We start from the raw sequence: 26,322 nt of genomic DNA, 5'->3' as shown, positions 1-26,322 counted from the left end.
TTGCCTCAGGGATACGACGTCACGCGAGCAATGTCAATGCCGTTAGCATAACGTGGCGAGAATGATTCGATCGGCATTAAAATATGCTATTGCCTCAGCACCTTCTGCCAGCTTTCGGGTCTGTTCCAGCGGTAAGGTTGCGCACAAACTCTGGCCGTCGGGCAGCGCCATCAGCACTTCACTCTGCTCCGGGCCGTACTCGATATGGCTGATTCGCCCGGTGAGTTGGTTATCGGCCTCTTTAGCAACCGCCGGATCCTGGGTCATACCCACCCAGGGGGCCTTCAGCAGCAGCAAAACTTCCTGGCCCTCATCGAGGCCGAGGCGCTCTGCGCTCTGCGCGGTGATAGCGACCTTTAAGCGGGTCTGGCGATCGGCAAGCAGCACCTCGACATGCTGCTGTACCTGCTGGTGGTCGCGGCCGGTGATAGTGCCAAACCACTGATTACGTGCGCTGGTCTGCAGCGAGAAGCGCGAAATAGCGGCCAGTAGGCTGTCGAGAGGCAGGGCGTCGTCGTCGCTCAGCACGTCGAAGGCTTTCTGCTGAATTTGCGCCAGCAGGTCGTACAACTGGATCAGCCGCTGCCCGTAGCGGGTTAGCACGGCGCCACCGCCGCCTTTACCCCCGGTAGCCCTGTCTACCAGCGTCTGTTCGCTGAGCTGATTCATCTCATTGATGGCGTCCCACGCGCTTTTATAGCTAATGCCCGCGTTTTTCGCCCCCTGGCTAATCGAACCGGTGGAATCGATCTGTTTTAGCAGGGCGATGCGACGAGGATCGGCAAACAGACGCTGCTGTAGCTTGAGGGTCAGAAGAATTTCGGCCTGCATAATCATATCCTGGCAAAAAAGAGTATTGTGACCGATAGCGGTCATCTTGCAAGATGCATCTGTCGCCGTTATCTGCCTGCCACCGCACAAATGGGGCGTGTTTTTCCAGCTGAAGCGGTTACAATGAAGTATTCGTACTTTCTGGAGCCAACCATGTTAGAGCTATTGAAAAGTCTGGTTTTTGCCCTTGTCATGGTCCCGGTGGTGATGGCCATCATCCTGGGTCTGATTTACGGTCTGGGTGAAGTGTTTAACATCTTCTCTGGCGCAGCTCACAAAGATCGCGGCCAGCAGAACAACTGACTTCCCAACGCCCGGTTTTCCGGGCGTTGTCTTTTTCTCTTTCTTTTCCATTTTTCCACCTTCTTTTCCGCTCTCTTTTGATCCTCCTCTACCTGGCGCCAATTTGCGCTGGGAAAACCCTGATCTTATCGTTATATTATTTTATACATAACGCACTCACAGGAGTTTCAGATGGCACGTCAATGGTTACGCTTGTTTGCCGGCGCGACGCTAACACTTTCCGTCGCGGGTCACGCGCTGGCGGAGGAAGGGAAAATTACGGTGTTTGCCGCGGCATCGTTAACGAATGCGATGCAGGATATTGCGAAGGCCTATAAGAAAGAGAAAAACGTCGATGTGGTCTCGTCGTTTGCCTCTTCATCGACGCTGGCACGGCAAATCGAAGCGGGCGCCCCAGCGGACCTGTTCATCTCCGCCGACCAGAAATGGATGGATTACGTGGTCGAGAAAAAAGCGATTGATACTGCCTCGCGTGCCACGCTGCTTGGTAACAGCCTGGTGGTTGTCGCGCCTCAAGCCAGCACGCTGGGCGACATTGTGATTAACAACAAAACCGACTGGACCAGCCTGCTGAAAGGCGGCCGCCTGGCCGTTGGTGACCCGGAGCACGTCCCGGCAGGTATTTACGCGAAAGAAGCGCTGCAAAAACTGGGGGCCTGGGAGACGCTGGCACCGAAACTGGCACCGGCTGAAGACGTACGCGGAGCGCTGGCGCTGGTTGAACGTAACGAAACCCCGCTGGGGATCGTATATGGTTCCGATGCGGTGGCCAGCAAGGGTGTGAAAGTGGTCGGGACGTTCCCGGAAGATTCGCACAAGAAAGTTGAATACCCGCTGGCTATCGTCGATGGACATAAAAATGCGACCGTCACCGGGTTTTACGACTACCTGAAGGGGCCGCAAGCGGCTGCCATCTTCAAACAATACGGATTTACCACCCGCTAATGATATTGAGCGATCCCGAATGGCAGGCGGTGCTGCTGAGCCTGAAAGTCTCATCCCTGGCGGTGGTGTTAAGTTTACCTTTTGGGATTTTTATCTCATGGCTGCTGGTGCGGCGCAATTTCCCCGGAAAGGCGCTGTTCGACAGTATTATCCACCTGCCACTGGTACTGCCGCCGGTGGTGGTGGGCTATCTGCTGTTGATTGCCATGGGGCGGCGTGGTTTTATCGGCAGCTGGCTCTATGACTGGTTCGGTTTGACCTTTGCCTTCAGCTGGCGCGGCGCGGTGCTGGCGGCGGCGGTCATGTCTTTTCCGCTGATGGTGCGGGCCATTCGCCTGGCGCTGGAAGGGGTGGACGTGAAGCTGGAACAGGCGGCGCGAACGTTGGGGGCAGGCCGTTGGCGGGTGTTTTTTACGATAACGCTGCCGCTGACGCTGCCGGGCATTATCGTCGGTACCGTTCTGGCCTTCGCCCGCTCACTCGGGGAGTTTGGCGCCACCATTACCTTTGTCTCCAATATTCCGGGGGAAACGCGCACTATTCCTTCGGCCATGTATACCCTGATTCAGACTCCTGGCGGTGAAGGTGCCGCCGCGCGTTTATGTTTGATTTCCATCGTGCTGGCGCTGGTGTCACTGCTGCTTTCTGAATGGCTGACGCGTCTTAGCCGCGTGCGAACGGGGAAATCAGATGCTTGAACTCCATTTCACCCAGACGCTGGGCAACCACTGCCTGAGTATCAATGAAACGCTGCCTGCCAGCGGCATCACCGCCGTTTTTGGCGTCTCCGGCGCGGGAAAAACCTCCCTGATTAACGCCATCAGCGGCCTGACCCGGCCGCAGAAAGGGCGGATTGTGCTCAACGGCAGGGTCTTAAATGATACCGAAAAACGCATTTGCCTGGCCCCGGAAAAGCGGCGGGTGGGCTATGTGTTCCAGGACGCGCGCCTGTTTCCACACTATAAGGTACGCGGTAATCTGAAGTACGGCATGGCGAAAAGTATGGCGGGGCAGTTTGATAAGCTGGTGGCGCTACTCGGTATTGAGCCGCTGCTTGAGCGCCTGCCGGGTGGCCTGTCAGGTGGAGAAAAGCAGCGGGTGGCCATTGGCAGATCGCTTCTCACCGCACCTGAGCTTTTGCTGCTTGATGAACCGCTGGCCTCGCTGGATATTCCTCGTAAACGCGAGCTTCTGCCGTACCTGCAGCGACTGGCGCGTGAAATACATATTCCGATGCTCTACGTCAGCCACTCGCTTGATGAGATTCAACATCTGGCGGATAAAGTGCTGGTGCTGGAGGAGGGGAGCGTAAAAGCCTTTGGCGATCTGGAAGAGGTATGGAGCAGCAGCGTGATGCATCCGTGGCTGCCGCCGGATCAGCAGAGCACAATACTGAATCTGTCCGTTGCCGCCCAGCATCCCCGCTATGCCATGACCGCGCTGGCGCTGGGCATGCAGCAGATCTGGGTGAACTATCTCGACCGGCCAATCGGCGAGGCAACGCGAATTCGCATCCAGGCCTCCGACGTATCGCTGGTGCTCGAACAGCCGCAGCAGACCAGCATTCGCAATATTTTGCCGGCGCAGGTGGTGCAGTGCATTGAAACACACGGACAGATTGAAGTGCAGTTGAACCTCAGCGGCCGCACGCTGTGGGCGCGCATCAGTCCGTGGGCCAGAGATGACCTGGGGATTACGCCAGGCCAATGGCTGTATGCGCAGATTAAAAGCGTATCGATTGCCGCCTGATTACAGCAGGTTGCGGTTGATGAAGTCGGCAATACTGTTGCTTTCGTTTTCGCCAATGACCACGTTAGCGCGCGCTTTGACTTCCTCAACCGCATTGCCCATCGCCACGCCGGTTCCGGCGGCCTCCAGCATGCTGAGGTCATTATAGTTATCGCCAAAAGCCACCACGTCCTGCATGGACAGGCCCTGAGCTTCCACCCACTGTGTCAGGCGCTTGCCTTTACTGTTGCCCGCGCGGGCGATATCGACCTGATCGTGCCACGACCATTCGCACTCGAGCCCCAGCTTCTGTCCCACATCAAGGGCAAACTGCTGCAGCTTAGGAATATCTTCATCGGTAAGGGCGAACTTCCACACCGACTGGACGTCGCGGGCGGCCTGCGCCAGCGAATCGACCTGGGTGAATACCGGACGTTGTTCGACGGGCAGCGACTGTGCCCAGCGGGTGGTACGGATAACGTGCCCGGTCGGGCGTTCATAGAGCATGGCGTCATCAACATACATCAGGCCGTGGATATCGTGAGCAGTGAGCATATCGGTCAGGCTCAACGCTTTATCGATCGGCATCGGGTCGGACTGCAGAACCTTTTTTGCCTGATAATCATACAAATAAGTGCCATTACAACAAATTGCAGGTGTATCCAGAGCCAGTGCCTGATAAAAAGGATGGATAGCGACGTGATGTCGGCCAGTGACGACGATCACCTGGAACCCCGCCGCTCTGGCACGGGCCAGGGCTTCCAGCGACGCGGGCAGAATAGTTTTGTTGGAGGTGAGCAGGGTGCCGTCTAAATCCAGTGCAATCACGCGTGATGTCATGTGTTGTTTCCGGTTAATGATGAAAAAATTGCCTGGCATGATGGTACACCGCTATGCCAGCGGGGCAAATTTTTCAGCATCTACCGTTAAAAGAGTCTATACATTGCATCAGCCCAGTAGCTTGATGAATGAAATGTATACGTTTTCCCTGTGCAGTGAGGAAAGGAGCAGTCATGAAACAAACCGTTTATACCGCCAGCCCGGAAAGTCAGCAGATTCATGTCTGGAGTCTCGATCTTGAGGGTAACCTGAAGCTTGTTCAGGTTGTGGATGCCCCAGGTCAGGTTCAGCCGATGGTGGTGAGCCCGAATAAAGAGTATCTCTATGTTGGCGTACGTCCGGAGTTTCGCGTCCTGGCTTACCGCATTGCGCCCGATAACGGCGCGCTGACGTTCGCCGGCGAAGCGGCGCTGCCGGGCAGCCCGACGCATATTTCAACCGATCATCAGGGCCGTTTTGTCTTCAGCGCTTCCTATAACGCCGGCTGCGTGAGTGTCACTCCGCTGAACAATGGCCTGCCGGGTGAAACGGTCGCCGTTGTGGAAGGGCTGGAAGGCTGTCACTCGGCCAATATTTCTCCCGACAACCACACCCTGTGGGTCCCTGCGCTGAAACAGGATCGTATTTGCCTGTTTACCCTTAGCGAGGATGGATTCCTCGCCGCGCAAGAACCGGCGGAAGTGACCACCGTTGAAGGGGCTGGCCCGCGTCACATGGTGTTCCACCCGAATCAACAATACGGCTACTGCGTGAACGAGCTGAACAGTTCCGTTGATGTCTGGGAGCTAAAAGATCCGCATGGCAAAATCGAGTGCGTCCAGACGCTGGATATGATGCCTGACGATTTTACCGGCGTACGCTGGGCGGCGGATATTCATCTGACGCCGGATGGCCGTCATCTGTACGCCTGTGACCGCACTGCCAGCATCATCACCATTTTCAGCGTATCTGAAGATGGCAGCGTGCTGTCCGTTGAAGGGTATCAGCCGAGTGAGGCGCAGCCGCGCGGTTTCAACCTCGATCACAGCGGTAAATATCTGATAGCAGCGGGACAGAAATCACACCATATTGCGGTCTATGAGATCGCTGGTGAGCAGGGGCTGCTGAAAGAGAAAGGGCGCTATGCTGTTGGCCAGGGCCCAATGTGGGTGGTCGTTAACGCTTACTAAGTTGCTGAGATAAACAAACTTCGCTGCAGCGAAGTTTGTTTATCGGTTAGCGCAGCCTGAAGGGCTGGCAAGCAAAGTGCCATTAACCCGATAACGCTGCGCTGAGCGGCGGCGGATCGTTAATCCAGCGCCACCCAGCGTCTGCCAACCAGCACCGTCAGCGCCACTATGGTGCCTATCGCCGCCAGGTGCATGACAAAATCCATTATGTGTAGATGTACCGGATGACAAAACGCCAACAGGCTGACCGCCATGCTGGCAATCCCCAGCCCTGCCATCGCCAGGTTGCGCACCGGATGCAGCGTTCGGGTGCGGCGCAGGCTGGCAATCATCAGCGCCATCATTGGCGTGCTGACCACCAGCAAAAAGGTAAAGCAGGGCGTGCTGTCGTTCTCCGGCACCCGCAGTACCGGATAGGGAATGCTGCTGATACTCAGCCCCAGCCACATCAGCCCAATGGGCAGCAAGGCTTTCCAGCTAAGAGAACGCCGACCGGCAATACTCATCGTGAAAGCGCTACGAATCGCCAGCGCGCCGAGCACAAAAGCCAGCAGCAACTGCACCACCGCCAGGGGGGCACCAGGCTGCGACCAGTCGGTCGGGCTGCGTTGCACCAGGAAACTAGCAGCAACCGCGCACGGCAACGCCACCGCCAGCCAGGTCAGAACCCGCCTGCCGGTTGACGGCAGTCGTTTCACCGGCCGCATATCGCGCCCCAGCTTGTCAATTAACAGGTCATGATCAGTCATGATGAGCTCCAAAACGGCGCAGATTTTTCAGCGCCCGATGCAGCAGCGATTTCACTGCCGCGACACTCAGATTGTTATGCGCAGCGGCTTCCGTCAGGCTCATTTCGCGCAGATGGACGTGCTCCACAATGGCTCGTTGGCGGGAGGGGAGCTGGCGTAAATAGCCTGCCAGCTCCTCCCGACTATCCCGTTTTGGCGGATCCGGTGACGTTGCCGCTTCCGGCAGCGTCTCTTCGGGGATCTCCCACTGCTGATAACGGCCGCGACGGCGCAGCGCATCAATGGCCCGCGCGGAGATAATCGCCATCAGCCAGGGCAAAAAAGGGTAGGTCGGATCGTAGGTATGACGTACCCGATGCACCGTCAGCAGCACATCCTGAATGACATCTTCGACTAACGCGTCGTCGGTGATTCGCTTACGTATCTGCGAACGAATGACCGGCACCAGCGCTTTTAACAGCCGGGTATAGGCGAGCTGATCGCCCGCCTGCGCCTGCTCCATTAGCGCGGGCCAGCGTTCGCGCGCGCTATCGTTTATTTCCATAATCCGCCTTGTTGCGTTTACGCTTTTTTGCCGGTTGCCTGGTTCAGCGCGTTCACGACAATGCCCGGTGTCAGAACCTGCGGCAGCACTTTCGGCGGTCCGCCATCGGCAGGATAGACCACGTACAGCGGCAGACCGCCCTGACCAAATTGATTCAGCGCATCATCGACGTCCGGATTAAATTTAGTCGAGTCTGCCACCATATACAGCGTCCCGGTTTTTACCAGCGCATCTTTTACGGCCTGGGTTGAAAGCGATGTTTTTTCGTTAACCTGGCAGGTGATACACCAGGAGGCGGTGAAGTTAACAAAAATGGCTTTGCCGTGGCCGCGCTGCGCCTCAACGGCCTGCGGTGTCCATTTTTCCGCAGAGGTTCCGGTGGTTGCGACAGCCTGTGCGCCTGGCAGCGCGGAGTCAGCATCAATCAGTCCGGCCAGCGGGGCAATAACCGCGACGGCGAGCACACCGGTGACGGCGAACAGGCCCTTATGCCCTTTGCCCTGAAAGCGTCGTTGCTGGGCGATTCCGTAGATCCAGGCAGCAAAACTCAGCACCACGGAGACCGCCAGTAGCGTAGCCAGCGCGTTGCTGCCGGCCTGCTGCGCCAGCACCCATACCAGCCAGGCGTAAGCACCGAACATCGGAAAGGCCAGCGCACGTTTAAGAAGATCCATCCAGGCGCCAGGGCGAGGAAGGAGAGAAGCCAGCGCCGGAAACAGCGAGACGAGAGTGAACGGAGCGGAAAAGCCGAGTGCGAGGGCAAAAAACACGGCCAGCGCGGTAGCTGGCGGCTGCACTAGCGCATAGCCAATCGCGCTGGCCATAAACGGTGCTGCACACGGGGTTGCAACGACGATCGCCAGCGCGCCGGTCATCGCCGAGCGTAAAAAGGCGCCGCGGCCAATATCCAGTGCGCCGACGCGCTGCGCCGATAGCCCGACCTCGAATACTCCCAGCAGGTTAAGCGCGGCGGCGAGCATCACCAGCGAAAGCAGGGCAATGACCAGCGGCGATTGCAGCTGGAACCCCCAGCCGACAGCGGCGCCGCCAGCGCGGGCTGCCAGCAGAATACCAGCCAGCAGCAGCATGGTGACCAGCACACCAAGTAAAAAAGCCAGCCCTTCGCGACGGGCGCCCACGGGGTTATCCGTATGGCGAAGAAGTCCGAGCGCTTTCAGCGAGATGACCGGAAAAACGCAGGGCATAAAGTTAAGTATGATGCCGCCAATAAAGGCGGCCAGCATGGCGGTGAGCATCGCTGGCCTCTTTGCTTAGTGGGTTTGCGGGTGGGTGGCGTCGTACTGTTTGACGGCGGCCAGGGTTTTCTCAATATGAGTGTCCGGATTTCGGTCGGTGTGGCTGAGTAGAATCGTCCTGTCTGGCGCAATGACGTACGAAGTCCGGTCGGAGACGGTCTTGCCCTTCATCTCCATCAGCGTTTGATACTGCGCGGCCACTTTCGCCCCCGGATCCGCGGCGACGGCGAACTTATCGCGACACTCCAGTTTAGAAAAATCGCTGACCTGGTCGGTGTTACCGGCAGTGACGCCGATGACGGTGGCGCCCATTTTGTTAAATTCATCGGTGGCTTCGGCAAAATCGTGGGCCTCAATGGTGCAGCCTGCGGTAAATGCCGCCGGGAAGAAATAGAGCACCACTGGCCCCTTTTGCAACGCCTGCTGCAAAGAGAAGGTAATCGGTTTACCGGCTAAGGCACCCTGCAACTCGAAAACGGGGGCCTTCGCGCCGACGGGCAGTGCCGCTCCGACGTTAAAGGCGGTGGCGGACAGGCCAAGCGCGACGGTCAGGGTCAAAGAACGAGCAAGGTTTTTCATCAGTTTCATTATGAGCTCCAGCAATGTCAGGGCGTTCTGGTCAGGTGACTCTGCTATACAGTTCGCCGGAGTGAGAAAGAAAGTTTCGCCGGGTGAAAAATATTTAGCGGTCAGGCGCGATGGCCGGCGGCAATCCTCAACGAGGCGGAATAAAATATCGCCCCGAAGGGTGACGAGCCTAGGACAGTACGCTCTGCAATTCGCGGGCGTTAGCGTGCAATTGTGCATCAGGATTGCGGCCAATCAGCACGAACTGATATCCGTTAGCGTGCCACCAGGCGAGGTTCATGCCGTGCCGCCGTTCAGCGTTTATCCTCGTATCGTTTTGCTGGCGAGCCGGAGAGATGCACAGCGCCATCGGTCCATACGCCGCGTGAATCCAGGCGATCTGCGCAATGGTTGTGCGCTCGTAGCGCAGTATGCGCACCATTTTTAGCTCGGCGCCCGGCAGCGCCAACTGCTGCGGGTTGAGCGCTAAACCAATATCTTCGGCGGTGCGCGTCAGACCGCGCTGTAATATCGCCGGTGAACTGTCCATATCGAGCAGGGTTTCCGCGCTATAGAGCGACATGTAACGGGCTTCAAGGTCGCGAATGTTCTCGCTTTCATCAGTCTCGTTGGCCTCGGGGTGGGCCAGATAGCCTAAGCTGCTGCCGAGCAGTAAAAAAGTGAGCGAGGCGGCAATCATGGCACGGCGGCTAAAAGCCGGAGCGCGTGCAGGGCTGTCCGGTGCGGGCATTGCTGCCAGATGAGCATCAAGCTGGCTCTGCATGCGCGCGACGGGAGCCTGTTCCAGCAGCGGGGCAAACGCCTGCTGATAATTCTGCGGGATGTTCTTCAGTTCGGCGGTGCGTGCGGCCAACTGCCGATCCTCTCTGAAGGCGGCTTCAAAGCGGCGGGCGTCGGGATCGCTCATTTCGCCGTCCAGCCAGGCAATAATGGCCTCATCGCTATAAGGGGGAGTAAAAAAGGATGATTTCACGAGCGTTTCTCCCTCGCTAAAGAGGCGGCGCCTGACGTTTTTGCCAGCGTCGATCGTGCCGCCGCCAGCCGGCTCATCACCGTACCGATGGGGACCGATAGCGTGTCGGCCGCCTCCTGATAGGTAAAACCTTCAACATAAACTAAAAATACCGCGTTGCGCTGGGCTTCCGGCAGGGCGCTGACCTGGCGCATAAGCCGCCGATACTGGCGATGATCTTCATTCATTTCGTGGTCGTCGGCAGCGAGCTGCGGGTCGTTTTCGACGAAGCCTTGCCCGATTCGGACGCGGCGCGCCCGCAGTTCGGAAATCCAGATAGAGTGAAGAATAGTGAACAGCCATCGGTCGATGCGGGTACCCGGCGTAAACTGCGCGCTCCGTTCGAGCGCGCGAACGCAGGTTGACTGAACCAGTTCTTCGGCAATATCGCGATTGTGCGACAGAACCAGCCCGTAGCGCCAAAGACGGGCCAGATGTGCGGTAAGCTGTGAACGAACGTCGCTGGCTGTAATTTTTTTACCCTCGCGATGACTTTCAGGATTCCGGGTGTCCGTTAATTGCAGCCTGCAAATCGCGATACTCCTCGCAGCGTTGACCGCAAATCCCGGAAATCACTTTGAGCTGTTCCTGCGCCAGATCCCGGCGGCCTTTTACCATCCACGCTTCGCCAAGATACTCACGCGCTTTGGCGTAGTCGGGCTTCAGCGCCAGCGCACGCTGGTAATAACCAATCCCTTCATCCGTACGTCCGAGCTTACGGGTGGCATAGCCGCGGTAGTTCCAGGCTTCAGCAGTATTGCCATTTTTCAGCGAATCCAGCAGATTCAGCGCCGCCTGATATTGCCCTTTTTTCGCCAGATGATAGGCATAGTTGGTTTTATCCTGATCGCTAAGATTGCTGGTTTTATCCGGGACGCACTGTTTGCTGACGCTGTCATAAACCTGCCCGCTGGGGCAGTCCGGCGTTTTACTCTGGGTACTGTTATCACCCATGGCGAATGACGGCGATGCATAAAACAAACATAGCAGTGTGGGGACCATTAAGCGGCGCGAAGCCGGCAGAATCGATGAGATAAGGGTGTTCATTTTTCGTCTCCATAAGCCGCGATGCGGGTAACCCGGCGGCATCCCGTCTCAGGGTGAACCGCGCCGGAAGGGGGTTGTGTTCTGACAGTGAGTAAACGCATCAGCGGGGATTTTTATTCGCCGGAAAACGCTGTTTTTTTGCACGCGCAAGAAAAGCCGCCGCGGTAGCGATGAACTGAGGAGCGGGACGGAGAAAAAAGCAGAAGAGAAAGTGGTGAAAGAGAAAGTTGCTAAGAAAAAGAGCGCAAGAAAAAAGGGGAGACACGCTCCCCCTTGCTAAGATTTATTGCTTCGGTTCTGCGACAATCACACTGCCCACGCCGCGGTTATTGTATTCCCACATGCGGTTGAAGCTGCTGTCGTTGAGATTACGCTGCGGCACGCCTTTCGCGTCCACTGCGCCGGTGTTGCCGCTGAACGCGCGATTAGAAATTGCCGCGTCGGCCCACGGCTTCGCCACATTGAAGCCTTCGTTAATGACGCTGTCGCGGATAACAACCTGGCCATTGGTGTTGTTATCGATGTCCAGAGACCGGCCCAACTGAGCGACCCCGTTGCCGGAGGCGGTAAAGCGACTGTTCACTGCCAGGAAGCCGTAGGTGACGCTTTTTAACGTTGCCGGCGCAAAGACGTAGGCTTCTTTCTGCGTGCGCGAATTCACGACGCGGAAATCGGTGTTATCAAACACCACGGCACCGCGGCCGGAAACGATATCAACATCGCCTTCAATGTAACTGTTGCTCACCAGGGTGCGGGTCTGACGATCGTTTTGCAGACGGTTCTGCACGCCGCTGTTGGTGACGAAGAAGGTGTTCTGGCGACCCAGAATGTTGACGTTGTTAATCTGCACCTGGTCACCATCGCTGCGCAATGCAACGGCCTGGTGAGTCCCGGCATCCACGCTGTCGCCCAGGTTGTTGGCGATGGTCAGGTTCTGTAGCTGCAGGCCTGTGTTCTGTGACCAGAATACCGCTGAACACATCACGCCGACGGTGGCGGCGCGTTTGCTCTCGCAACTGTCAAACATATACCACGCCGGTTTACCTGGCATATATTTGCCGGCCGGGTTGACCAGGTGGCGCCAGGTGTTCACGTCCATTTCCGAGTCAATGGCCTGGCTGATTTTCACATCCAGCGGTTTCTCGCCGGTACCGTACAACGTCAGCGCTCCGGGGGCTGCAGGGACATACACAGTACCCGTATATTCGCCCGGCATAATCGCAATAAACTGACGACGACTGGAGTGGCGGGCGATAGCTGCATCAACTGCGGCCTGAATAGTGGTATGGGTCACGCCCTGGGCGCCCGCCGGGCCGACGACGAAGTCAGGCTGAGACGGTATGCTGATGGCCGCCGGGGCCCACGCCGAGGCATTGGGATCCAGGGACTGGAAATAGCTTGCCGGAGTGAAATTCTTCGCTTCATCAGCGGTTAACACAGGGCGAGAGGCGGTGCCCGGCGCAATCTGCGTCGAGGGCTGTTGATCGGCAGGGGTTGAGCTACAGGCGGATAATGTCACGCCAAAAGCCAGTGCCAGCGTCAGGCGAGAAACTGAGAATGTGTTCATGTTGCTCCGGGCAAGAATCAATTAACAAAAGACCTGTCATTCTTCTGGCTGCCTTTCTGTTGGCGTATTTGTTGATTTCCGCCGCAAAGCAACCCGAATGATTTGGGGAGGGCATTATACGAAAAACATGCAAGCGGCGTCATGCCGGCAAGGAATGAATTACGCGTATAACGTCCTTTAAAACCTGCTTTTTATACTAAGTTGAGTGAAACGGGAAGACGCTGTGTGAAAAAGTTAGCGTAAACGGGCCAGAAGGCCGGCGCCTCGTTCGCGTCTGGTCACAAAAAAATAACAATTCCCTCTGCTTTTATTGACATTGCGCGTGGAATGAAAATAAATGTCTATACAACCCATGACAAGCTGACTGGTATGACTGAAGCCACCTCCGATCGCGTTATCTGGCGAAATGCCCGCCTCGCCACTCTGAACCCTCATGATTCGCAACCTTACGGTCTGCGGGATCGTCATGCGCTGCTGGTGTGCAATGGTCGGATTGACGCCATTGTGCCTGAAAACGATGCCCCGGCCGGGCGGAGCATTGACCTTGGCGGCAGGCTGTTGACGCCGGGGCTGATTGATTGCCATACCCACCTGGTCTTCGGCGGCAGCCGGGCGCAGGAGTGGGAACAGCGTCTGAACGGTGTCTCCTACCAGACGATCAGCGCCAATGGCGGTGGCATTAACTCAACGGTGCGCGCCACCCGTGAAAGCAGCGAAACGCAACTGTTAGCGCTGGCCCAGCAGCGACTGGATCGTCTGCTTCGCGAAGGGGTGACCACGCTGGAAATTAAATCCGGCTACGGGCTGGATCTGGCAAACGAACGCAAAATGCTGCGGGTGGCGCGTCGTCTGGCGGAGAACAATGCGGTCGAGCTGTCGCCGACGCTGCTCTCCGCTCACGCCACGCCGCCGGAATATAAAAACGATCCGGACGCTTATATTACGCTGGTGTGTGAAACCCTGCTGCCGACGCTATGGGAAGAGGGGCTGTTTGAAAGTGTCGATGTTTTCTGCGAAAACGTTGGCTTCAGCCCGCAGCAGACCGAACGCGTGTTTCAGGCCGCACAGGCTCGCGGTATTCCGGTCAGAGGGCACGTTGAACAGCTCTCTTCGCTGGGTGGCGCGCAGCTGGTGAGCCGTTATCAGGGGCTCTCGGCCGATCATATCGAATATTTAACTGAAGAGGGGGTAGCGGCGATGAGCCGCAGCGCGACAGTAGCGGTGCTGCTGCCCGGCGCGTTCTATTTCCTCAATGAAACCCGTAAACCGCCGGTCGAGCTGTTGCGTCAGTATAAGGTGCCGATGGCGGTGGCGACGGACTACAACCCGGGTACCAGCCCGTTTGCCAGCCTGCATCTGGCGATGAACATGGCCTGCGTCAAGTTTGGTTTAACCCCGGAAGAGGCGTGGGCGGGCGTGACGCGACATGCCGCGCAGGCGCTGGGGCGGCAGAATAGTCACGGCCAGCTGGCGGCGGGGTTTGTTGCCGATTTTGCTATCTGGGATGCGGAACATCCGGTTGAAATGGTCTATGAACCGGGACGTAACCCGCTCTGGCATCGCGTTGTGCGAGGCGAAATGCAATGACATTGCGGCAACGGGCCTCCGCCGACAGCCGGGCGTGACGACAGCGCGGCCCGTCGGGCATAGCCGATCGCCCATTGGTGGTGTCGACGATTCAGTATATTCTGACTGTTGCCGCCCATTGAGCATAAGGAAAGCCAGGCTATGTTTTCACCGCGACCCCGAACCGCGCCTGCCCCGTTTTATGAAAAGGTGAAGCAGTCTCAGCGACAAAATTCAGCGCGGCGTCTGGCGTCCTCACGACCGTATTCCTTCAGAGATGGCGCTGGTGGCCCAGTTTGGTTTCAGTCGCATGACCATCAATCGGGCGCTACGTGAACTCACGGATGAAGGGTGACTGGTACGTTTGCAGGGCGTGGGCACCTTTGTGGCGGAGCCGAAAGGGCAGTCGGCGCTGTTCGACGTTCGTAGCATCGCCGACGAGATTACCTCCCGTCGACATCAGCACCGCTGCGAGGTCGTGCTGCTGGAAGAGACTGAAGCCGACCTTATCCAGTCGGCGGCATTGAATGTTGCCGAAGGGACGCGGATTTTTCACTCCTTGATGGTGCATTTTGAAAACGATATTGCGGTACAGATTGAAGACCGCTGCGTCAATGCGGCGGTGGTGCCGGCATATTTAGAGCAGGACTATACCGTCACCACGCCGCATGATTATCTGTCGCTGATTGCGCCGTTAACCGAAGGCGAACACATCGTCGAAGCGGTACAGGCCAGCGCCAAAGAGTGCGAGCTGCTGCATATCCCTGCCCACGATCCTTGCCTGCTGATTCGGCGCCGTACCTGGTCAACCACGCATATTGTCTCCCACGCCCGCCTTCTGTTCCCGGGTCGCCGCTACCGGCTGCAGGGCCATTTCACTTCCTGATGATCGCCGCGTCGGCAAAAGCGTGATTGCTGACGCAATATAATAAAATTGTATCATCTCTGTTAAAACCTGACTTGCGTACAGTTGTATAGACAAGTATATGTATCTACGTAAACAACGTTAATTGTCAGGAGAAACCCCGATGTCGCAAAGCAAATATCGCCAGCAAGACGTACGTGCACCGCGAGGTACGACGTTGCATGCTAAGAGCTGGTTGACCGAAGCACCGCTGCGTATGTTAATGAACAACCTCGATCCCGAGGTTGCCGAGAACCCACATGAGTTGGTGGTCTACGGCGGTATTGGACGCGCGGCGCGTAACTGGGAATGCTATGACGCTATCGTGAAGGCGCTGAAAAACCTGGAAAGCGATGAGACGCTGCTGGTGCAGTCCGGTAAACCGGTTGGCGTATTTAAAACCCACGAAAATTCACCACGCGTGCTGATTGCCAACTCCAACCTGGTTCCGCACTGGGCGACCTGGGAACATTTCAACGAGCTGGACGCAAAAGGTCTGGCGATGTACGGCCAGATGACTGCGGGCAGTTGGATCTATATCGGTAGTCAGGGCATCGTGCAGGGCACCTATGAAACGTTCGTGGAAGCCGGACGTCAGCACTATCAGGGCAGCCTGAAGGGGCGCTGGGTATTAACCGCTGGTCTGGGCGGTATGGGCGGCGCACAGCCGCTGGCGGCGACGCTGGCAGGCGCCTGCTCGCTGAACATCGAATGCCAGCAGAGCCGTATCGATTTCCGTCTGCGTACCCGCTACGTTGACGAGCAGGCAACCTCGCTGGATGACGCGCTGGCGCGGATCAAAAAATATACCGCGGAGGGCCGGGCTATTTCTATCGCGCTGTGCGGTAACGCCGCCGATATCGTGCCGGAGATGGTGAAACGCGGTGTGCGCCCGGATATGGTCACCGACCAGACCAGCGCCCACGATCCGCTGCATGGCTATCTGCCGAAAGGCTGGACCTGGGAAGAGTATCAGCAGAAAGCTGAATCGGACCCACAGGGCACCATTCTGGCGGCGAAACGCTCGATGGCCTATCACGTTCAGGCAATGCTGGCCTTCAACGAAATGGGCGTACCGACCTTCGACTACGGCAACAATATCCGCCAGATGGCGCAGGAGATGGGCGTCGACAACGCGTTCGACTTCCCTGGTTTTGTCCCGGCCTATATTCGCCCGCTGTTCTGCCGCGGTATCGGTCCGTTCCGCTGGGTTGCCCTCTCCGGCGATCCGCAGGATATCTACAAAACCGACGCTAAAGTGAAAGAGATCATCAAAGATGATAAGCATCTGCACCACTGGCTGGATATGGCGCGTGAGCGTATTAGCTTCCAGGGGCTGCCGGCACGTATTTGCTGGGTGGGACTGGAGTGGCGCCAGAAACTGGGGTTGGCTTTTAACGAAATGGTCCGCAGCGGTGAAGTGTCTGCGCCGATCGTCATTGGTCGTGACCACCTTGACTCCGGCTCGGTTGCCAGCCCGAACCGCGAAACCGAATCCATGCGCGACGGTTCCGATGCGGTATCCGACTGGCCGCTGCTGAACGCCTTGCTGAATACCGCCAGCGGCGCGACCTGGGTGTCACTGCATCACGGCGGTGGCGTCGGGATGGGCTTCTCGCAGCACTCCGGGATGGTTATCGTCTGTGACGGTACCGACGAAGCGGCCGCGCGTATTGCCCGCGTGCTGCATAACGATCCGGCAACCGGGGTGATGCGTCACGCCGACGCGGGTTACGATATCGCGATTGAGTGCGCGGCGGAACAAGGACTCAATCTTCCTATGGTGGCAGCAACACAGGGGCAACGCTGAAATGAAAAACTTAACTCTGATTCCAGGTCAGCTGAGTCTGGTGCAGCTACGCGAGGTGTTCCAGCAGCCGCTGACGATCACCCTTGACGAGCAGGCTTTTGCCGCCATTAACGAGAGCGTCGCCTGCGTCAACGCCATTCTGGCCGAAGGACGTACCGCTTACGGCATTAACACCGGTTTTGGCCTGCTGGCGTCAACACGGATCTCCACGGACGATCTGGAAAATCTGCAGCGTTCTCTGGTGCTGTCGCATGCGGCAGGCATTGGTGAACCGCTGGACGATGCCATGGCGCGTCTGATTATGGTGCTGAAGATTAACAGCCTTTCCCGCGGTTTCTCCGGGATTCGTCTGAGCGTCATTCAGGCGCTGATTCAACTGGTAAATAAAGGCGTCACGCCGTGGATCCCGGCGAAAGGTTCCGTCGGCGCATCCGGTGACCTGGCGCCGCTGGCGCACATGTCCCTGACGTTGCTGGGTGAGGGCAAAGCCCGCGTCGACGGCGAATGGATGCCAGCGCTGCAGGCGCTGCAAAAAGTGGGTCTGCAGCCGATTACACTGGCGGCGAAAGAGGGGCTGGCGCTGCTGAACGGTACTCAGGCATCGACGGCGTTTGCGCTTCGTGGCCTGTTTGACGCAGAAGATCTGTTTGCTTCCGCGGTCGTATGCGGCGCGCTCACAACCGAAGCGGCGCTGGGGTCGCGTCGTCCGTTTGACTCGCGTATTCACGAGGCTCGCGGCCAGCGCGGACAGATCGACGCCGCGGCGCTGTACCGCCATGTGCTGACCGACAGCAGCGAGATTTCTCAGTCGCATCACAACTGCACTAAAGTACAGGATCCGTACTCTCTTCGCTGTCAGCCACAGGTGATGGGCGCCTGTCTGACTCAGATTCGCCAGGCCGCCGAAGTCCTGCTGATTGAGGCTAACGCGGTGTCGGATAACCCGCTGGTCTTTGCCGCCGAGAATGAAGTTATCTCCGGCGGTAACTTCCACGCCGAACCGGTGGCGATGGCGGCGGATAATATTGCGCTGGCGATTGCTGAAATCGGTTCGCTGTCTGAACGTCGTATTGCGCTGATGATGGACAGCCATATGTCGCAGTTGCCGCCTTTCCTCGTGAAAAACGGCGGCGTCAATTCCGGCTTTATGATTGCTCAGGTGACCGCTGCGGCGTTAGCCAGCGAGAACAAAGCGCTGGCGCACCCGCACAGCGTTGACAGCCTGCCGACGTCGGCAAACCAGGAAGATCATGTCTCGATGGCGCCAGCAGCCGGTCGCCGCCTGTGGGCGATGGCGGAAAACACTCGCGGCGTGCTGGCGGTGGAGTGGCTGGCCGCCGTCCAGGGGCTGGATATGCGCGAAGGGCTGGCCAGCAGCCCACTGCTGGAAGAGGCGCGTCATCTGCTGCGCAAGCGGGTTTCGCATTACACCCAGGATCGCTTTTTCGCCCCGGATATCGATAACGCTATTGAACTTCTGGCGGCACGCCGCCTGACACGACTGCTCCCTGCCGTCATCTGACCCTCGTTGTTTTCTGTACCCGTGTCGGGGGGATAGCCTCCCCCCGGCCGCCCTACACGCATATTTGTCGTCATACAAAAATTATCAGGACACTTGCATATGCAACAACAACCACAATCGCCACAAAAGCCCCACCTGCTGCGCGGGCTGAATGCCCGACATATTCGCTTCATCGCGCTCGGTTCCGCCATCGGTACCGGGTTGTTTTATGGTTCTGCCGCCGCCATTAAGGCTGCGGGACCGGCGGTTCTGCTGGCCTATCTGATCGGCGGCGCGGCGGTATTTATCGTCATGCGCGTGCTGGGCGAAATGGCGGTACGCAACCCCGTTTCCGGCTCTTTTGGCAGCTATGCCCGTCAGTATCTTGGGCCGCTGGCCGGGTTTATTACCGGCTGGACCTATACCTTCGAGATGGTGATTGTCGCTCTGGCGGATGTCACCGCGTTTGGTATCTATATGGGGCTCTGGTACCCCGACGTACCGCGCTGGATTTGGGTACTGAGCATTATCTTCTTCATCGGCGCGATGAACTTGTGTCACGTGCGCATTTTCGGCGAGATGGAGTTCTGGCTGTCGTTGATTAAAGTGGTGGCGATTATTGCGATGATCGTTGCTGGCGGCAGCATCATCTTCTTCGGCTTTGGTCATACATTCCCGGCGACAGGGCTGGAAAACCTGTGGAGCCACGGCGGTTTCGCACCGAACGGCTGGCAGGGGATTATTGCTTCGTTGGGGATTGTGATGTTTGCCTTTGGTGGGGTTGAAATTATCGGCGTCACCGCGGCGGAAGCGCAGGATCCTAAGAAAGTGATTCCGCAGGCGATTAACACCATCCCGCTGCGCATCGTGCTGTTCTATGTCTGCACGCTGGCGGTCCTGATGGCCATTTTCCCATGGAATAGCTTTGGCGAGCAGGGCAGCCCGTTCGTACTCATTTTTAGCGGCCTGGGGATTCCGGCGGCGGCGACGATCCTTAACATCATCGTGATCAGCGCCAGTATTTCGGCTATCAACAGCGATATTTTTGGCGCCGGTCGCATGATGTATGGCATGGCAAAAGAGGGGATGGCGCCTGAAAGCTTCCAGCGAATTGCCAGCAATGGCGTACCGTGGATGACGGTTGTCGTGATGGGCGTGGCGCTGCTGTTGGCGGTGGTGTTGAACTATCTGATGCCGGAACAGGTCTTTGTGCTGATTGCTTCCCTGGCGGCATTTGCGACGGTATGGGTCTGGCTGATGATCCTGCTGGCTCATTTCGCCATGCGTCGCGGTTTGTCGGCAGAAGAGCGTCGCCAGATTGAGTTCCCCGTGCCATTCTGGCCGCTAGCGCCGCTGCTGACCCTGCTGTTTATGGGGCTGGTGATTGCGGTGCTGGGGATGGTGGAAGAGACGCGAATGGCGCTGATAGCCGGTCTGGTCTGGCTCGGGCTGCTGACGATTATCTGGTACGCGAAAGTCAAAAAAACCATGCGGATGCCGGTGGCTGAGTCGTCATCTTCGCGCTGAGTGCGTTCCCGGTGGCGCTGCGCTTACCGGGGCTACAAGGTGCGCTCAGGCAGCCCGGGTAAGGCGTAAGCCGCGACCCGGGAGGCTTCCCCGGTGGCGCTGCGCTTACCGGAGCTACGAGGTGCGCTCAGGTAGCCCGGGTAAGGCGTAAGCCGCGACCCGGGGAGGGAGTGACAAGAGAAGGTTAGATAAACAGGGCGGTGATGGATGCGCTGCCCAACGCATGAAAATGGACGTTAAAACCGACCATCGCGCCGCTTGCCCCCTCATCGACATCAATCTTGTCGACATCCAGCGCATGCACCGTAAAGATGTAGCGATGGCTTTCCCCTTTTGGCGGCGCTGCACCGCCGTAGCCGGGCAGGCCGAAATCGGTGCGGGTCTGGATTGCGCTGGCCGGCAGCGGGGCCAGACCGGAACCGGCGCCCTGCGGCAGTTCGCGCGTTTCCGCCGGCAGATTGGCGACCAGCCAGTGCCACCAGCCGGAGCCGGTGGGCGCGTCGGGATCGTAACAGGTCACCACAAAGCTTTTCGTCCCGTCAGGCACCTCACTCCACGCCAGATGCGGCGAGATATTCTCACCATCGTAGCCCATGCCGTTAAAAACATGGCGGTGAGGCAATGTCCCGCCATCCTGCAGATCGTCACTGATTAAGTTCATGCCGTCTCGTCTCCTCTGGGATAATCGACTGATTAACAAAGAAGTATAGTCCTGTTGACGGTCAGTTTCCGCTGCTTATTCGCGAAAAAATGTTTCGTTCATCACCGCCGTGTTAACCGCCTGGGTCAGGCGCGTCAGCTGCCGCGGGGTAATCACGTACGGCGGCATCAGGTAAATCAGGCGGCCGAACGGGCGAATCCATACGCCTTGTTCGACGAAGAAGCGCTGCAGCGCCGCCATATTGACCGGGCGGCACGTTTCCACCACGCCGATGGCGCCCAGCACGCGGACATCGGCGACCTGCGGAGATTCACGTGCCGGAGCCAGCTCGACGTTAAGCTGCGCTTCAATCGCGGCGACCTGGTCTTGCCATTCACCGCTTTCCAGCAGACGCAGGCTTTCTGCCGCCACCGCGCAGGCCAAAGGGTTGCCCATAAAGGTCGGGCCGTGCATAAAGCAGCCTGCTTCACCGTTACTGATGGTCTCTGCAATCGGCCGGGTGGTGAGGGTCGCCGACAGCGTCATGGTTCCGCCGGTCAGCGCTTTACCGAGACACAAAATATCCGGGGCGATACCCGCGTGTTCGCAGGCAAACAGCTTGCCGGTCCGGCCAAATCCGGTGGCAATCTCATCGGCAATCAGCAGAATGCCCTCACGGTCGCACATCTTGCGAATGCGCTTCAGCCATTCAGGATGATACATCCTCATGCCGCCTGCACCCTGCACTACCGGCTCGAGGATTACCGCCGCGATCTCATGCCGATGGGCCGCCATCAGGCGGGCAAACGGCACCATATCCCGTTCATCCCACGCGCCGCCAAAGCGGCTTTGCGGCGCCGGGGCGAACAGGTTATCCGGCAAATAGTCCTGCCATAGACTGTGCATGGAGTTATCCGGATCGCAGACCGACATCGCGCCAAAGGTATCGCCGTGGTAGCCGTTGCGGAAGGTGAGAAAACGCCGACGCGCTTCGCCTTTTGCCTGCCAGTACTGCAGGGCCATTTTCATGGCCACTTCGACCGCGACCGAGCCGGAGTCGGCGAGGAATACGCACTCCAACGCTTGCGGGGTCATCGCCACCAGCTGACGACATAGCGCCACCGCCGAAGGGTGGGTGATACCGCCAAACATCACGTGTGACATCTGGTCAATCTGCGCTTTCATCGCGGCGTTTAACCGCGGGTGATTGTAGCCGTGGATTGCCGCCCACCATGAAGACATTCCGTCAATCAGCCGTTCGCCACTGGCGAGAGACAGCTCGCAGCCGTGGGCGGCAACCACCGGATACACCGGCAGAGGAGAGGTCATGGAAGTGTAGGGGTGCCAAATGTGGTGCCGATCGAAGGCGAGATCGTCCGTTGTCATAAGTGACTTGTAAACCATTTTTAAAACATTTAAGTTTACGAGTATAAACCGAACCGACAATTAACAAAACCCTTTGGAGAGGCCAATGGCTCACCACGCACGCTGGACAATGTCGCAAGTTACTGAGTTGTTTAATAAACCATTGTTAGATCTGCTGTTCGAAGCGCAGCAGACGCACCGCCAGCACTTCGATCCGCGTCAGGTCCAGGTCAGCACGCTGCTGTCGATCAAAACCGGCGCCTGCCCGGAGGATTGTAAATATTGCCCGCAAAGCGCGCGCTACAAAACCGGTCTCGAATCGGAGCGTCTGATGGAAGTAGAGCAGGTGCTGGAGTCCGCGCGCCAGGCAAAAAATGCCGGTTCAACGCGCTTCTGCATGGGGGCCGCGTGGAAGAACCCTCACGATCGCGATATGCCGTATCTGGAGCAAATGGTCAAAGGCGTCAAAGCGCTGGGGCTCGAATCCTGCATGACGCTCGGTACCTTGACCGACACCCAGGCGCAGCGCCTCGCGGGAGCAGGGCTGGACTACTACAACCACAACCTCGATACCTCGCCGGAATTCTACGGCAATATTATTACCACCCGTACCTATCAGGAGCGCCTGGACACCCTCGACAAAGTGCGTGACGCGGGAATTAAGGTGTGTTCTGGCGGGATCGTCGGCTTAGGCGAAACCGAGAAAGATCGCGCCGGCTTGCTGCTGCAGCTGGCTAATCTGCCGACACCGCCGGAGAGCGTGCCCATCAACATGCTGGTTAAGGTGAAGGGCACGCCGCTGGCCGATAACGACGATGTCGATGCTTTTGATTTTATCCGCACCATTGCGGTGGCGCGCATCATGATGCCGACCTCGTATGTGCGTCTTTCCGCCGGCCGCGAGCAGATGAACGAACAGACTCAGGCGATGTGTTTTATGGCCGGGGCGAACTCGATTTTCTACGGCTGCAAACTGCTGACCACGCCGAACCCGGAAGAGGACAAAGACCTGCAGCTGTTCCGTAAGCTGGGGCTTAACCCGCAGCAGACGACGGTGCTGGAAGGGGATAACGAGCAGCAACAACGGTTGGAGCAGGCACTGCGAACCCCGGATACTGAGGAATATTACAACGCGGCGGCGATATGAGCTGGTCGCAACGAATCGACCAGGCGCTGAACGAGCGGTGGGAGGCGGCGGCATTTCGCCGCCGCCTGCCTGTGGCGCAGGGGGCCGGGCGTTGGCTTATTCGTGAGGATCGGCGCTGGCTGAATTTCTCCAGCAACGATTATCTTGGACTGAGCCAGCACCCGCAGATTATCGCTGCCTGGCAGCAGGGGGCGGCGCGTTACGGCGTAGGCTCCGGCGGCTCTGGTCACGTCAGCGGTTACAGTGAAGCACATCATGAACTGGAAGAGTGCCTGGCGGACTGGCTGGGATATCCGCGTGCGCTGCTGTTTATTTCCGGGTTTGCGGCCAACCAGGCGGTGATTGCTGCACTGCTCGCAAAGGACGATCGCATCGTCGCGGACCGGCTGAGTCACGCTTCGTTGCTTGAGGCGGCTAGCCTGAGCCCGGCGCAGCTCAGACGCTTTGCGCATAATAACCTGCAGCAGTTGAACACCCTGCTGACCAAACCGCTGGTGGGTCAGCAACTGGTGGTGACGGAAGGGGTCTTTAGCATGGATGGCGACAGTGCCCCGCTCAGCGCCATCTTCCGAACCTCCCGGGCAGCCGATGGCTGGCTGCTGGTGGATGATGCACACGGCATTGGCGTAGTGGGCGAAGAGGGGCGCGGTAGCTGCCATGCGCAGAACGTCCGGCCTGAGCTGCTGGTGGTGACCTTTGGTAAAGCTTTTGGCGTCAGCGGCGCGGCGGTTCTGTGCGACGAGGCGCTGGCGGACTATCTGCTGCAGTTTGCCCGACATCTGATTTACAGCACCGCCATGCCGCCGGCCCAGGCGGTTGCGCTGAGCGCCGCGTTGGCGGTGATCCGCAGCGATGACGGCCAGCAGCGGCGGGAAACACTGACCAGCCGCGTGGCGCAATTCCGCGACGGTATGGCAGGCTTTCCGGGGGAACTGAGCACCTCGACCAGCGCGATTCAGCCGCTGATCGTCGGCGACAATACGCGGGCGTTACGGCTGGCGACGCGCTTGCGCGAGCAGGGCTGTTGGGCAACGGCTATTCGTCCGCCCACGGTGCCAGCAGGCAGCGCTCGACTGCGCTTGACGCTGACCGCGGCCCATGAGCCGACCGATATCACCCGTCTGCTGGAGGTGCTGCATGGCGTCGGTGAATAAACAGGCGGTGGCCGCGGCCTTTGGTCGGGCAGCCAGCCACTATTCGCAACACGACGCGCTGCAGCGTTACAGTGCCGAACTGTTGCTGCGTCAGCTCCATGGCCGCACCTTTTCAGCGGTGCTGGACGCTGGCTGCGGACCCGGCAGCATGAGCCGCTACTGGCACAATGTCGGCAGTCATGTGACGGCGCTGGATCTGTCCGTTGAGATGTTGGCCCAGGCGCAGCGCAACGAATGCGCACATCGTTATCTGGAAGGAGATATTGAGTCGCTGCCGCTGGCCGATGCCTGCGTCGATCTGGCGTGGAGCAATCTGGCGGTTCAGTGGTGCGAGAGTCTGGCTGGCGCGCTCGATGAACTGTGTCGGGTGGTGCGTCCGGGCGGTCAGGTGGCGTTCACCACCTTGCTGGCCGACTCGCTTCCCGAGCTGAATCAGGCCTGGCGCGCCATCGATGCGCATCCCCATGCCAACCGTTTTCTCAGCGAGCAGGTGGTGCGCGAGGCGCTGGCCGGGCGGCGAGCCGTTGGCGCGGTTCACGCTGTCAGTCTGCCGTTTGCCGATGCCCTGAGCGCGATGCGCTCGCTCAAAGGGATTGGGGCAACGCATTTGCATCAGGGGCGCAGCGCGGCGCCGTTGAGCCGGGGAAAACTGCGTCAGCTGCAGCTTGCCTGGCCAAAACAGCAGGGCCAGTACCCGCTGACGTACCATCTTTTTACAGGAGTCATTGAGCGTGACTAAACGTTTTTTCGTTACCGGAACCGACACTGAAGTCGGTAAGACTGTCACTAGCTGCGCCTTGTTGCAGGCGGCAAGGCTGTCGGGCCTGAAGAGCGCGGGCTATAAACCGGTGGCTTCCGGGAGTGAGTTGACGGCGCACGGACTGCGTAACGATGATGCGCTGGCGCTCCAGCGCAATAGCGGTGTGGCGCTGAGCTATGCGCAGGTCAACCCCTTTACCTTCGCCGAACCGACTTCACCGCATATTGTGAGCGCGGAGGAAGGGCGGCCGATTACCGGCGATGCGCTCTCTGCCGGGCTGCATGAACTGGAGACGCTGGCGGAATGGGTGCTGGTTGAGGGGGCGGGGGGCTGGTTTACGCCGCTATCCGCAACGCTGAGTTTTGCCGATTGGGTACGCGACGAACAGCTGCCTGTCATTTTGGTGGTCGGTATTAAACTGGGCTGCATCAACCACGCGCTGCTGACGGCCCTGGCGGTACGTCAGGCCGGTCTGCCGCTGGTGGGCTGGATTGCAAACGATATCCAGCCGCCGGGTAAACGCCATGCAGAATATCTGGCGACCCTCAACGATCGGCTTGCAGCGCCGTTGCTGGGCGAGATCCCGTGGCTGGCGGACGCGTCTCAGCGCGAGGATCTCGGCCAGTATCTGGACCTCAGCGCGCTGGATCGGGCGTCATCCACTGTGCCAGCAGCGGTTCATCCAGCTGGATAACGCGGCCTTGCGCCACGTTGCGCCCGCGATGCAGCAGAAAAAAACGGTCCGCCACCCGGCGAATAAACGGCAGGTGCTGTTCCGCAAGCAGCACCGTTAAACCGATGTCGCGGTTCAGTCGCACCAGCAGGTCGCCAAGCTTATGCAGGAAGTGCTGTCCGCTGCCGCGCGACGGCTCATCAAGAATCAGCAGCCGCGGCTGGACAACCAGCGCACTCGCCAGCGCCAGCTGATACTGGTCCTCTTCCGACAACATGGCGCCTTTATGCTGACGTTGTGCGTAGAGATCCGGGAAAAAGTCGTAAATCTCCCCTTTTACGGCGATGCCCGGATTCCCGCCGGCGGCCAGCGCAATATGCAGATTTTCCTCCACGCTCAGTTGAGAAAAGATCCGCCTGTCCTGCGGGACATAGCTGATGCCAATAATCGAACGGGAATGGGCGGAAAGCGGCGTGATATCACATGGCGGCGAACCGGCCTCATGCCAGGTCATACTGCCGCTGGCGACCGGGAGATGTCCGGTAATGCAGTTCACCAGGGTGGTTTTCCCCATCCCCTGGAGTCCCATCACGCAGGTGCACTCTCCCGGTTGAAGTTCAAGGTCGACATTCCATAGCGTGTGCTGATTTCCGTAGTATTGATTGACTGCGCGTAGGCTCAACATAGACGTTTTCT

General features: G+C 58.5%; 26 protein-coding genes and 1 pseudogene. 14 read left to right on the top strand and 13 right to left on the bottom strand.

Annotated elements, in window-relative coordinates; all coding sequences use genetic code 11:
• Positions 1 to 42 precede the first annotated feature (42 nt).
• Positions 43 to 831: a molybdenum-dependent transcriptional regulator gene (gene modE, locus ACZAHD_RS01930; protein ID WP_462455293.1), complete on the bottom strand. Its 789-nt coding sequence runs from the start codon at positions 829 to 831 to the stop codon at positions 43 to 45.
• Between the two features lie 153 nt (positions 832 to 984).
• On the opposite strand from modE, the gene ACZAHD_RS01925 reads away from it, so the two are divergent.
• The 4 genes from ACZAHD_RS01925 to modC all read left to right on the top strand — a co-directional run bounded on the left by ACZAHD_RS01925 (position 985) and on the right by modC (position 3,828).
• A complete protein-coding gene (locus ACZAHD_RS01925) occupies positions 985 to 1,134 on the top strand; it encodes an AcrZ family multidrug efflux pump-associated protein (protein ID WP_462455292.1) in 150 nt (49 codons plus the stop codon).
• A 171-nt stretch (positions 1,135 to 1,305) separates the two neighbouring features.
• Positions 1,306 to 2,079, top strand: coding sequence for a molybdate ABC transporter substrate-binding protein (gene modA / locus ACZAHD_RS01920; RefSeq protein WP_462455291.1), 774 nt, complete (start codon positions 1,306 to 1,308; stop codon positions 2,077 to 2,079).
• Positions 2,079 to 2,777 (top strand): molybdate ABC transporter permease subunit, encoded by a 699-nt coding sequence (modB, locus tag ACZAHD_RS01915; RefSeq protein WP_462455290.1) that lies wholly within the window; start codon positions 2,079 to 2,081, stop codon positions 2,775 to 2,777. The genes modA and modB overlap by 1 nt, the downstream gene beginning before the upstream one ends.
• Positions 2,770 to 3,828 carry a molybdenum ABC transporter ATP-binding protein ModC gene (gene modC, locus ACZAHD_RS01910; protein WP_462455289.1) on the top strand — a complete coding sequence of 353 codons (1,059 nt, stop codon included), beginning with the start codon at positions 2,770 to 2,772 and terminating at the stop codon, positions 3,826 to 3,828. Before modB ends, modC begins: the two co-directional genes overlap by 8 nt.
• Here the strand turns inward: modC and ACZAHD_RS01905 are convergent, their stop codons facing one another.
• Positions 3,829 to 4,647, bottom strand: a complete 819-nt coding sequence (locus tag ACZAHD_RS01905; protein ID WP_462455288.1) for a pyridoxal phosphatase — start codon at positions 4,645 to 4,647, stop codon at positions 3,829 to 3,831.
• 173 nt (positions 4,648 to 4,820) lie between these two features.
• Between ACZAHD_RS01905 and pgl the strand changes: the two genes are divergently transcribed.
• Positions 4,821 to 5,816, top strand: coding sequence for a 6-phosphogluconolactonase (pgl, locus tag ACZAHD_RS01900; RefSeq protein WP_462455287.1), 996 nt, complete (start codon positions 4,821 to 4,823; stop codon positions 5,814 to 5,816).
• 119 nt (positions 5,817 to 5,935) lie between these two features.
• Here the strand turns inward: pgl and ACZAHD_RS01895 are convergent, their stop codons facing one another.
• The 8 genes from ACZAHD_RS01895 to ACZAHD_RS01860 form a co-directional block, all read right to left on the bottom strand.
• The gene (locus ACZAHD_RS01895) at positions 5,936 to 6,565 is read right to left on the bottom strand and encodes an NrsF family protein (RefSeq protein WP_462455286.1); all 630 of its coding nucleotides are present in this window, start codon (positions 6,563 to 6,565) and stop codon (positions 5,936 to 5,938) included.
• Positions 6,558 to 7,109 carry a sigma-70 family RNA polymerase sigma factor gene (locus ACZAHD_RS01890; RefSeq protein ID WP_462455285.1) on the bottom strand — a complete coding sequence of 184 codons (552 nt, stop codon included), beginning with the start codon at positions 7,107 to 7,109 and terminating at the stop codon, positions 6,558 to 6,560. Before ACZAHD_RS01890 ends, ACZAHD_RS01895 begins: the two co-directional genes overlap by 8 nt.
• A 17-nt stretch (positions 7,110 to 7,126) precedes the next feature.
• Positions 7,127 to 8,365: a protein-disulfide reductase DsbD family protein gene (locus ACZAHD_RS01885; protein WP_462455284.1), complete on the bottom strand. Its 1,239-nt coding sequence runs from the start codon at positions 8,363 to 8,365 to the stop codon at positions 7,127 to 7,129.
• Between the two features lie 15 nt (positions 8,366 to 8,380).
• Positions 8,381 to 8,953: a peroxiredoxin gene (locus ACZAHD_RS01880; RefSeq protein WP_462455283.1), complete on the bottom strand. Its 573-nt coding sequence runs from the start codon at positions 8,951 to 8,953 to the stop codon at positions 8,381 to 8,383.
• Positions 8,954 to 9,122: 169 nt separating this feature from the next.
• A complete protein-coding gene (locus ACZAHD_RS01875) occupies positions 9,123 to 9,926 on the bottom strand; it encodes an anti-sigma factor family protein (protein WP_462455282.1) in 804 nt (267 codons plus the stop codon).
• Positions 9,923 to 10,489 carry an RNA polymerase sigma factor gene (locus tag ACZAHD_RS01870; protein ID WP_462455303.1) on the bottom strand — a complete coding sequence of 189 codons (567 nt, stop codon included), beginning with the start codon at positions 10,487 to 10,489 and terminating at the stop codon, positions 9,923 to 9,925. The genes ACZAHD_RS01875 and ACZAHD_RS01870 overlap by 4 nt, the downstream gene beginning before the upstream one ends.
• Positions 10,461 to 11,012 (bottom strand): tetratricopeptide repeat protein, encoded by a 552-nt coding sequence (locus ACZAHD_RS01865; RefSeq protein WP_462455281.1) that lies wholly within the window; start codon positions 11,010 to 11,012, stop codon positions 10,461 to 10,463. The genes ACZAHD_RS01870 and ACZAHD_RS01865 overlap by 29 nt, the downstream gene beginning before the upstream one ends.
• Before the next feature lie 283 nt (positions 11,013 to 11,295).
• A complete protein-coding gene (locus ACZAHD_RS01860; RefSeq protein WP_462455280.1) occupies positions 11,296 to 12,579 on the bottom strand; it encodes a putative acyl-CoA thioester hydrolase in 1,284 nt (427 codons plus the stop codon).
• 327 nt (positions 12,580 to 12,906) lie between these two features.
• Between ACZAHD_RS01860 and hutI the strand changes: the two genes are divergently transcribed.
• From hutI to ACZAHD_RS01835, 5 genes and pseudogenes are all read left to right on the top strand, one after another.
• A complete protein-coding gene (gene hutI / locus ACZAHD_RS01855; RefSeq protein WP_462455279.1) occupies positions 12,907 to 14,166 on the top strand; it encodes an imidazolonepropionase in 1,260 nt (419 codons plus the stop codon).
• 141 nt (positions 14,167 to 14,307) lie between these two features.
• Positions 14,308 to 15,031: pseudogene (locus ACZAHD_RS01850) on the top strand (histidine utilization repressor).
• A 142-nt stretch (positions 15,032 to 15,173) separates the two neighbouring features.
• Positions 15,174 to 16,859 (top strand): urocanate hydratase, encoded by a 1,686-nt coding sequence (gene hutU / locus ACZAHD_RS01845; RefSeq protein WP_462455278.1) that lies wholly within the window; start codon positions 15,174 to 15,176, stop codon positions 16,857 to 16,859.
• A 1-nt stretch (position 16,860) separates the two neighbouring features.
• A complete protein-coding gene (hutH, locus tag ACZAHD_RS01840; protein WP_462455277.1) occupies positions 16,861 to 18,381 on the top strand; it encodes a histidine ammonia-lyase in 1,521 nt (506 codons plus the stop codon).
• A 99-nt stretch (positions 18,382 to 18,480) separates the two neighbouring features.
• Positions 18,481 to 19,887, top strand: a complete 1,407-nt coding sequence (locus tag ACZAHD_RS01835) for an amino acid permease (RefSeq protein WP_462455276.1) — start codon at positions 18,481 to 18,483, stop codon at positions 19,885 to 19,887.
• A gap of 184 nt (positions 19,888 to 20,071) precedes the next feature.
• Here the strand turns inward: ACZAHD_RS01835 and ACZAHD_RS01830 are convergent, their stop codons facing one another.
• Positions 20,072 to 20,548, bottom strand: coding sequence for a kinase inhibitor (locus tag ACZAHD_RS01830; protein WP_462455275.1), 477 nt, complete (start codon positions 20,546 to 20,548; stop codon positions 20,072 to 20,074).
• Positions 20,549 to 20,623: 75 nt separating this feature from the next.
• On the bottom strand, positions 20,624 to 21,913 hold the full coding sequence (gene bioA, locus ACZAHD_RS01825) for an adenosylmethionine--8-amino-7-oxononanoate transaminase (RefSeq protein WP_462455274.1): 1,290 nt from the start codon (positions 21,911 to 21,913) through the stop codon (positions 20,624 to 20,626).
• Positions 21,914 to 21,998: 85 nt separating this feature from the next.
• On the opposite strand from bioA, the gene bioB reads away from it, so the two are divergent.
• Genes bioB through bioD form a run of 4 tightly spaced genes read left to right on the top strand, consistent with a single transcriptional unit; the run spans position 21,999 to position 25,647 of the window.
• On the top strand, positions 21,999 to 23,039 hold the full coding sequence (bioB, locus tag ACZAHD_RS01820) for a biotin synthase BioB (RefSeq protein ID WP_462455273.1): 1,041 nt from the start codon (positions 21,999 to 22,001) through the stop codon (positions 23,037 to 23,039).
• Positions 23,036 to 24,193 carry an 8-amino-7-oxononanoate synthase gene (bioF, locus tag ACZAHD_RS01815; protein WP_462455272.1) on the top strand — a complete coding sequence of 386 codons (1,158 nt, stop codon included), beginning with the start codon at positions 23,036 to 23,038 and terminating at the stop codon, positions 24,191 to 24,193. Before bioB ends, bioF begins: the two co-directional genes overlap by 4 nt.
• Positions 24,177 to 24,932, top strand: a complete 756-nt coding sequence (gene bioC / locus ACZAHD_RS01810) for a malonyl-ACP O-methyltransferase BioC (protein WP_462455271.1) — start codon at positions 24,177 to 24,179, stop codon at positions 24,930 to 24,932. The genes bioF and bioC overlap by 17 nt, the downstream gene beginning before the upstream one ends.
• On the top strand, positions 24,925 to 25,647 hold the full coding sequence (gene bioD / locus ACZAHD_RS01805) for a dethiobiotin synthase (RefSeq protein WP_462455270.1): 723 nt from the start codon (positions 24,925 to 24,927) through the stop codon (positions 25,645 to 25,647). The genes bioC and bioD overlap by 8 nt, the downstream gene beginning before the upstream one ends.
• Here the strand turns inward: bioD and ACZAHD_RS01800 are convergent.
• The gene (locus ACZAHD_RS01800) at positions 25,589 to 26,311 is read right to left on the bottom strand and encodes an ABC transporter ATP-binding protein (protein WP_462455269.1); all 723 of its coding nucleotides are present in this window, start codon (positions 26,309 to 26,311) and stop codon (positions 25,589 to 25,591) included. The genes bioD and ACZAHD_RS01800 overlap by 59 nt on opposite strands.
• Between the last annotated feature and the right edge of the window lie 11 nt (positions 26,312 to 26,322).

Source organism: Raoultella sp. (assembly GCF_039594335.1).
Taxonomy (GTDB): Bacteria; Pseudomonadota; Gammaproteobacteria; order Enterobacterales; family Enterobacteriaceae; genus Klebsiella.
The sequence above is the reverse complement of the archived record's forward strand: the minus strand, read 5'-3'. Positions and strand labels throughout refer to the sequence as shown.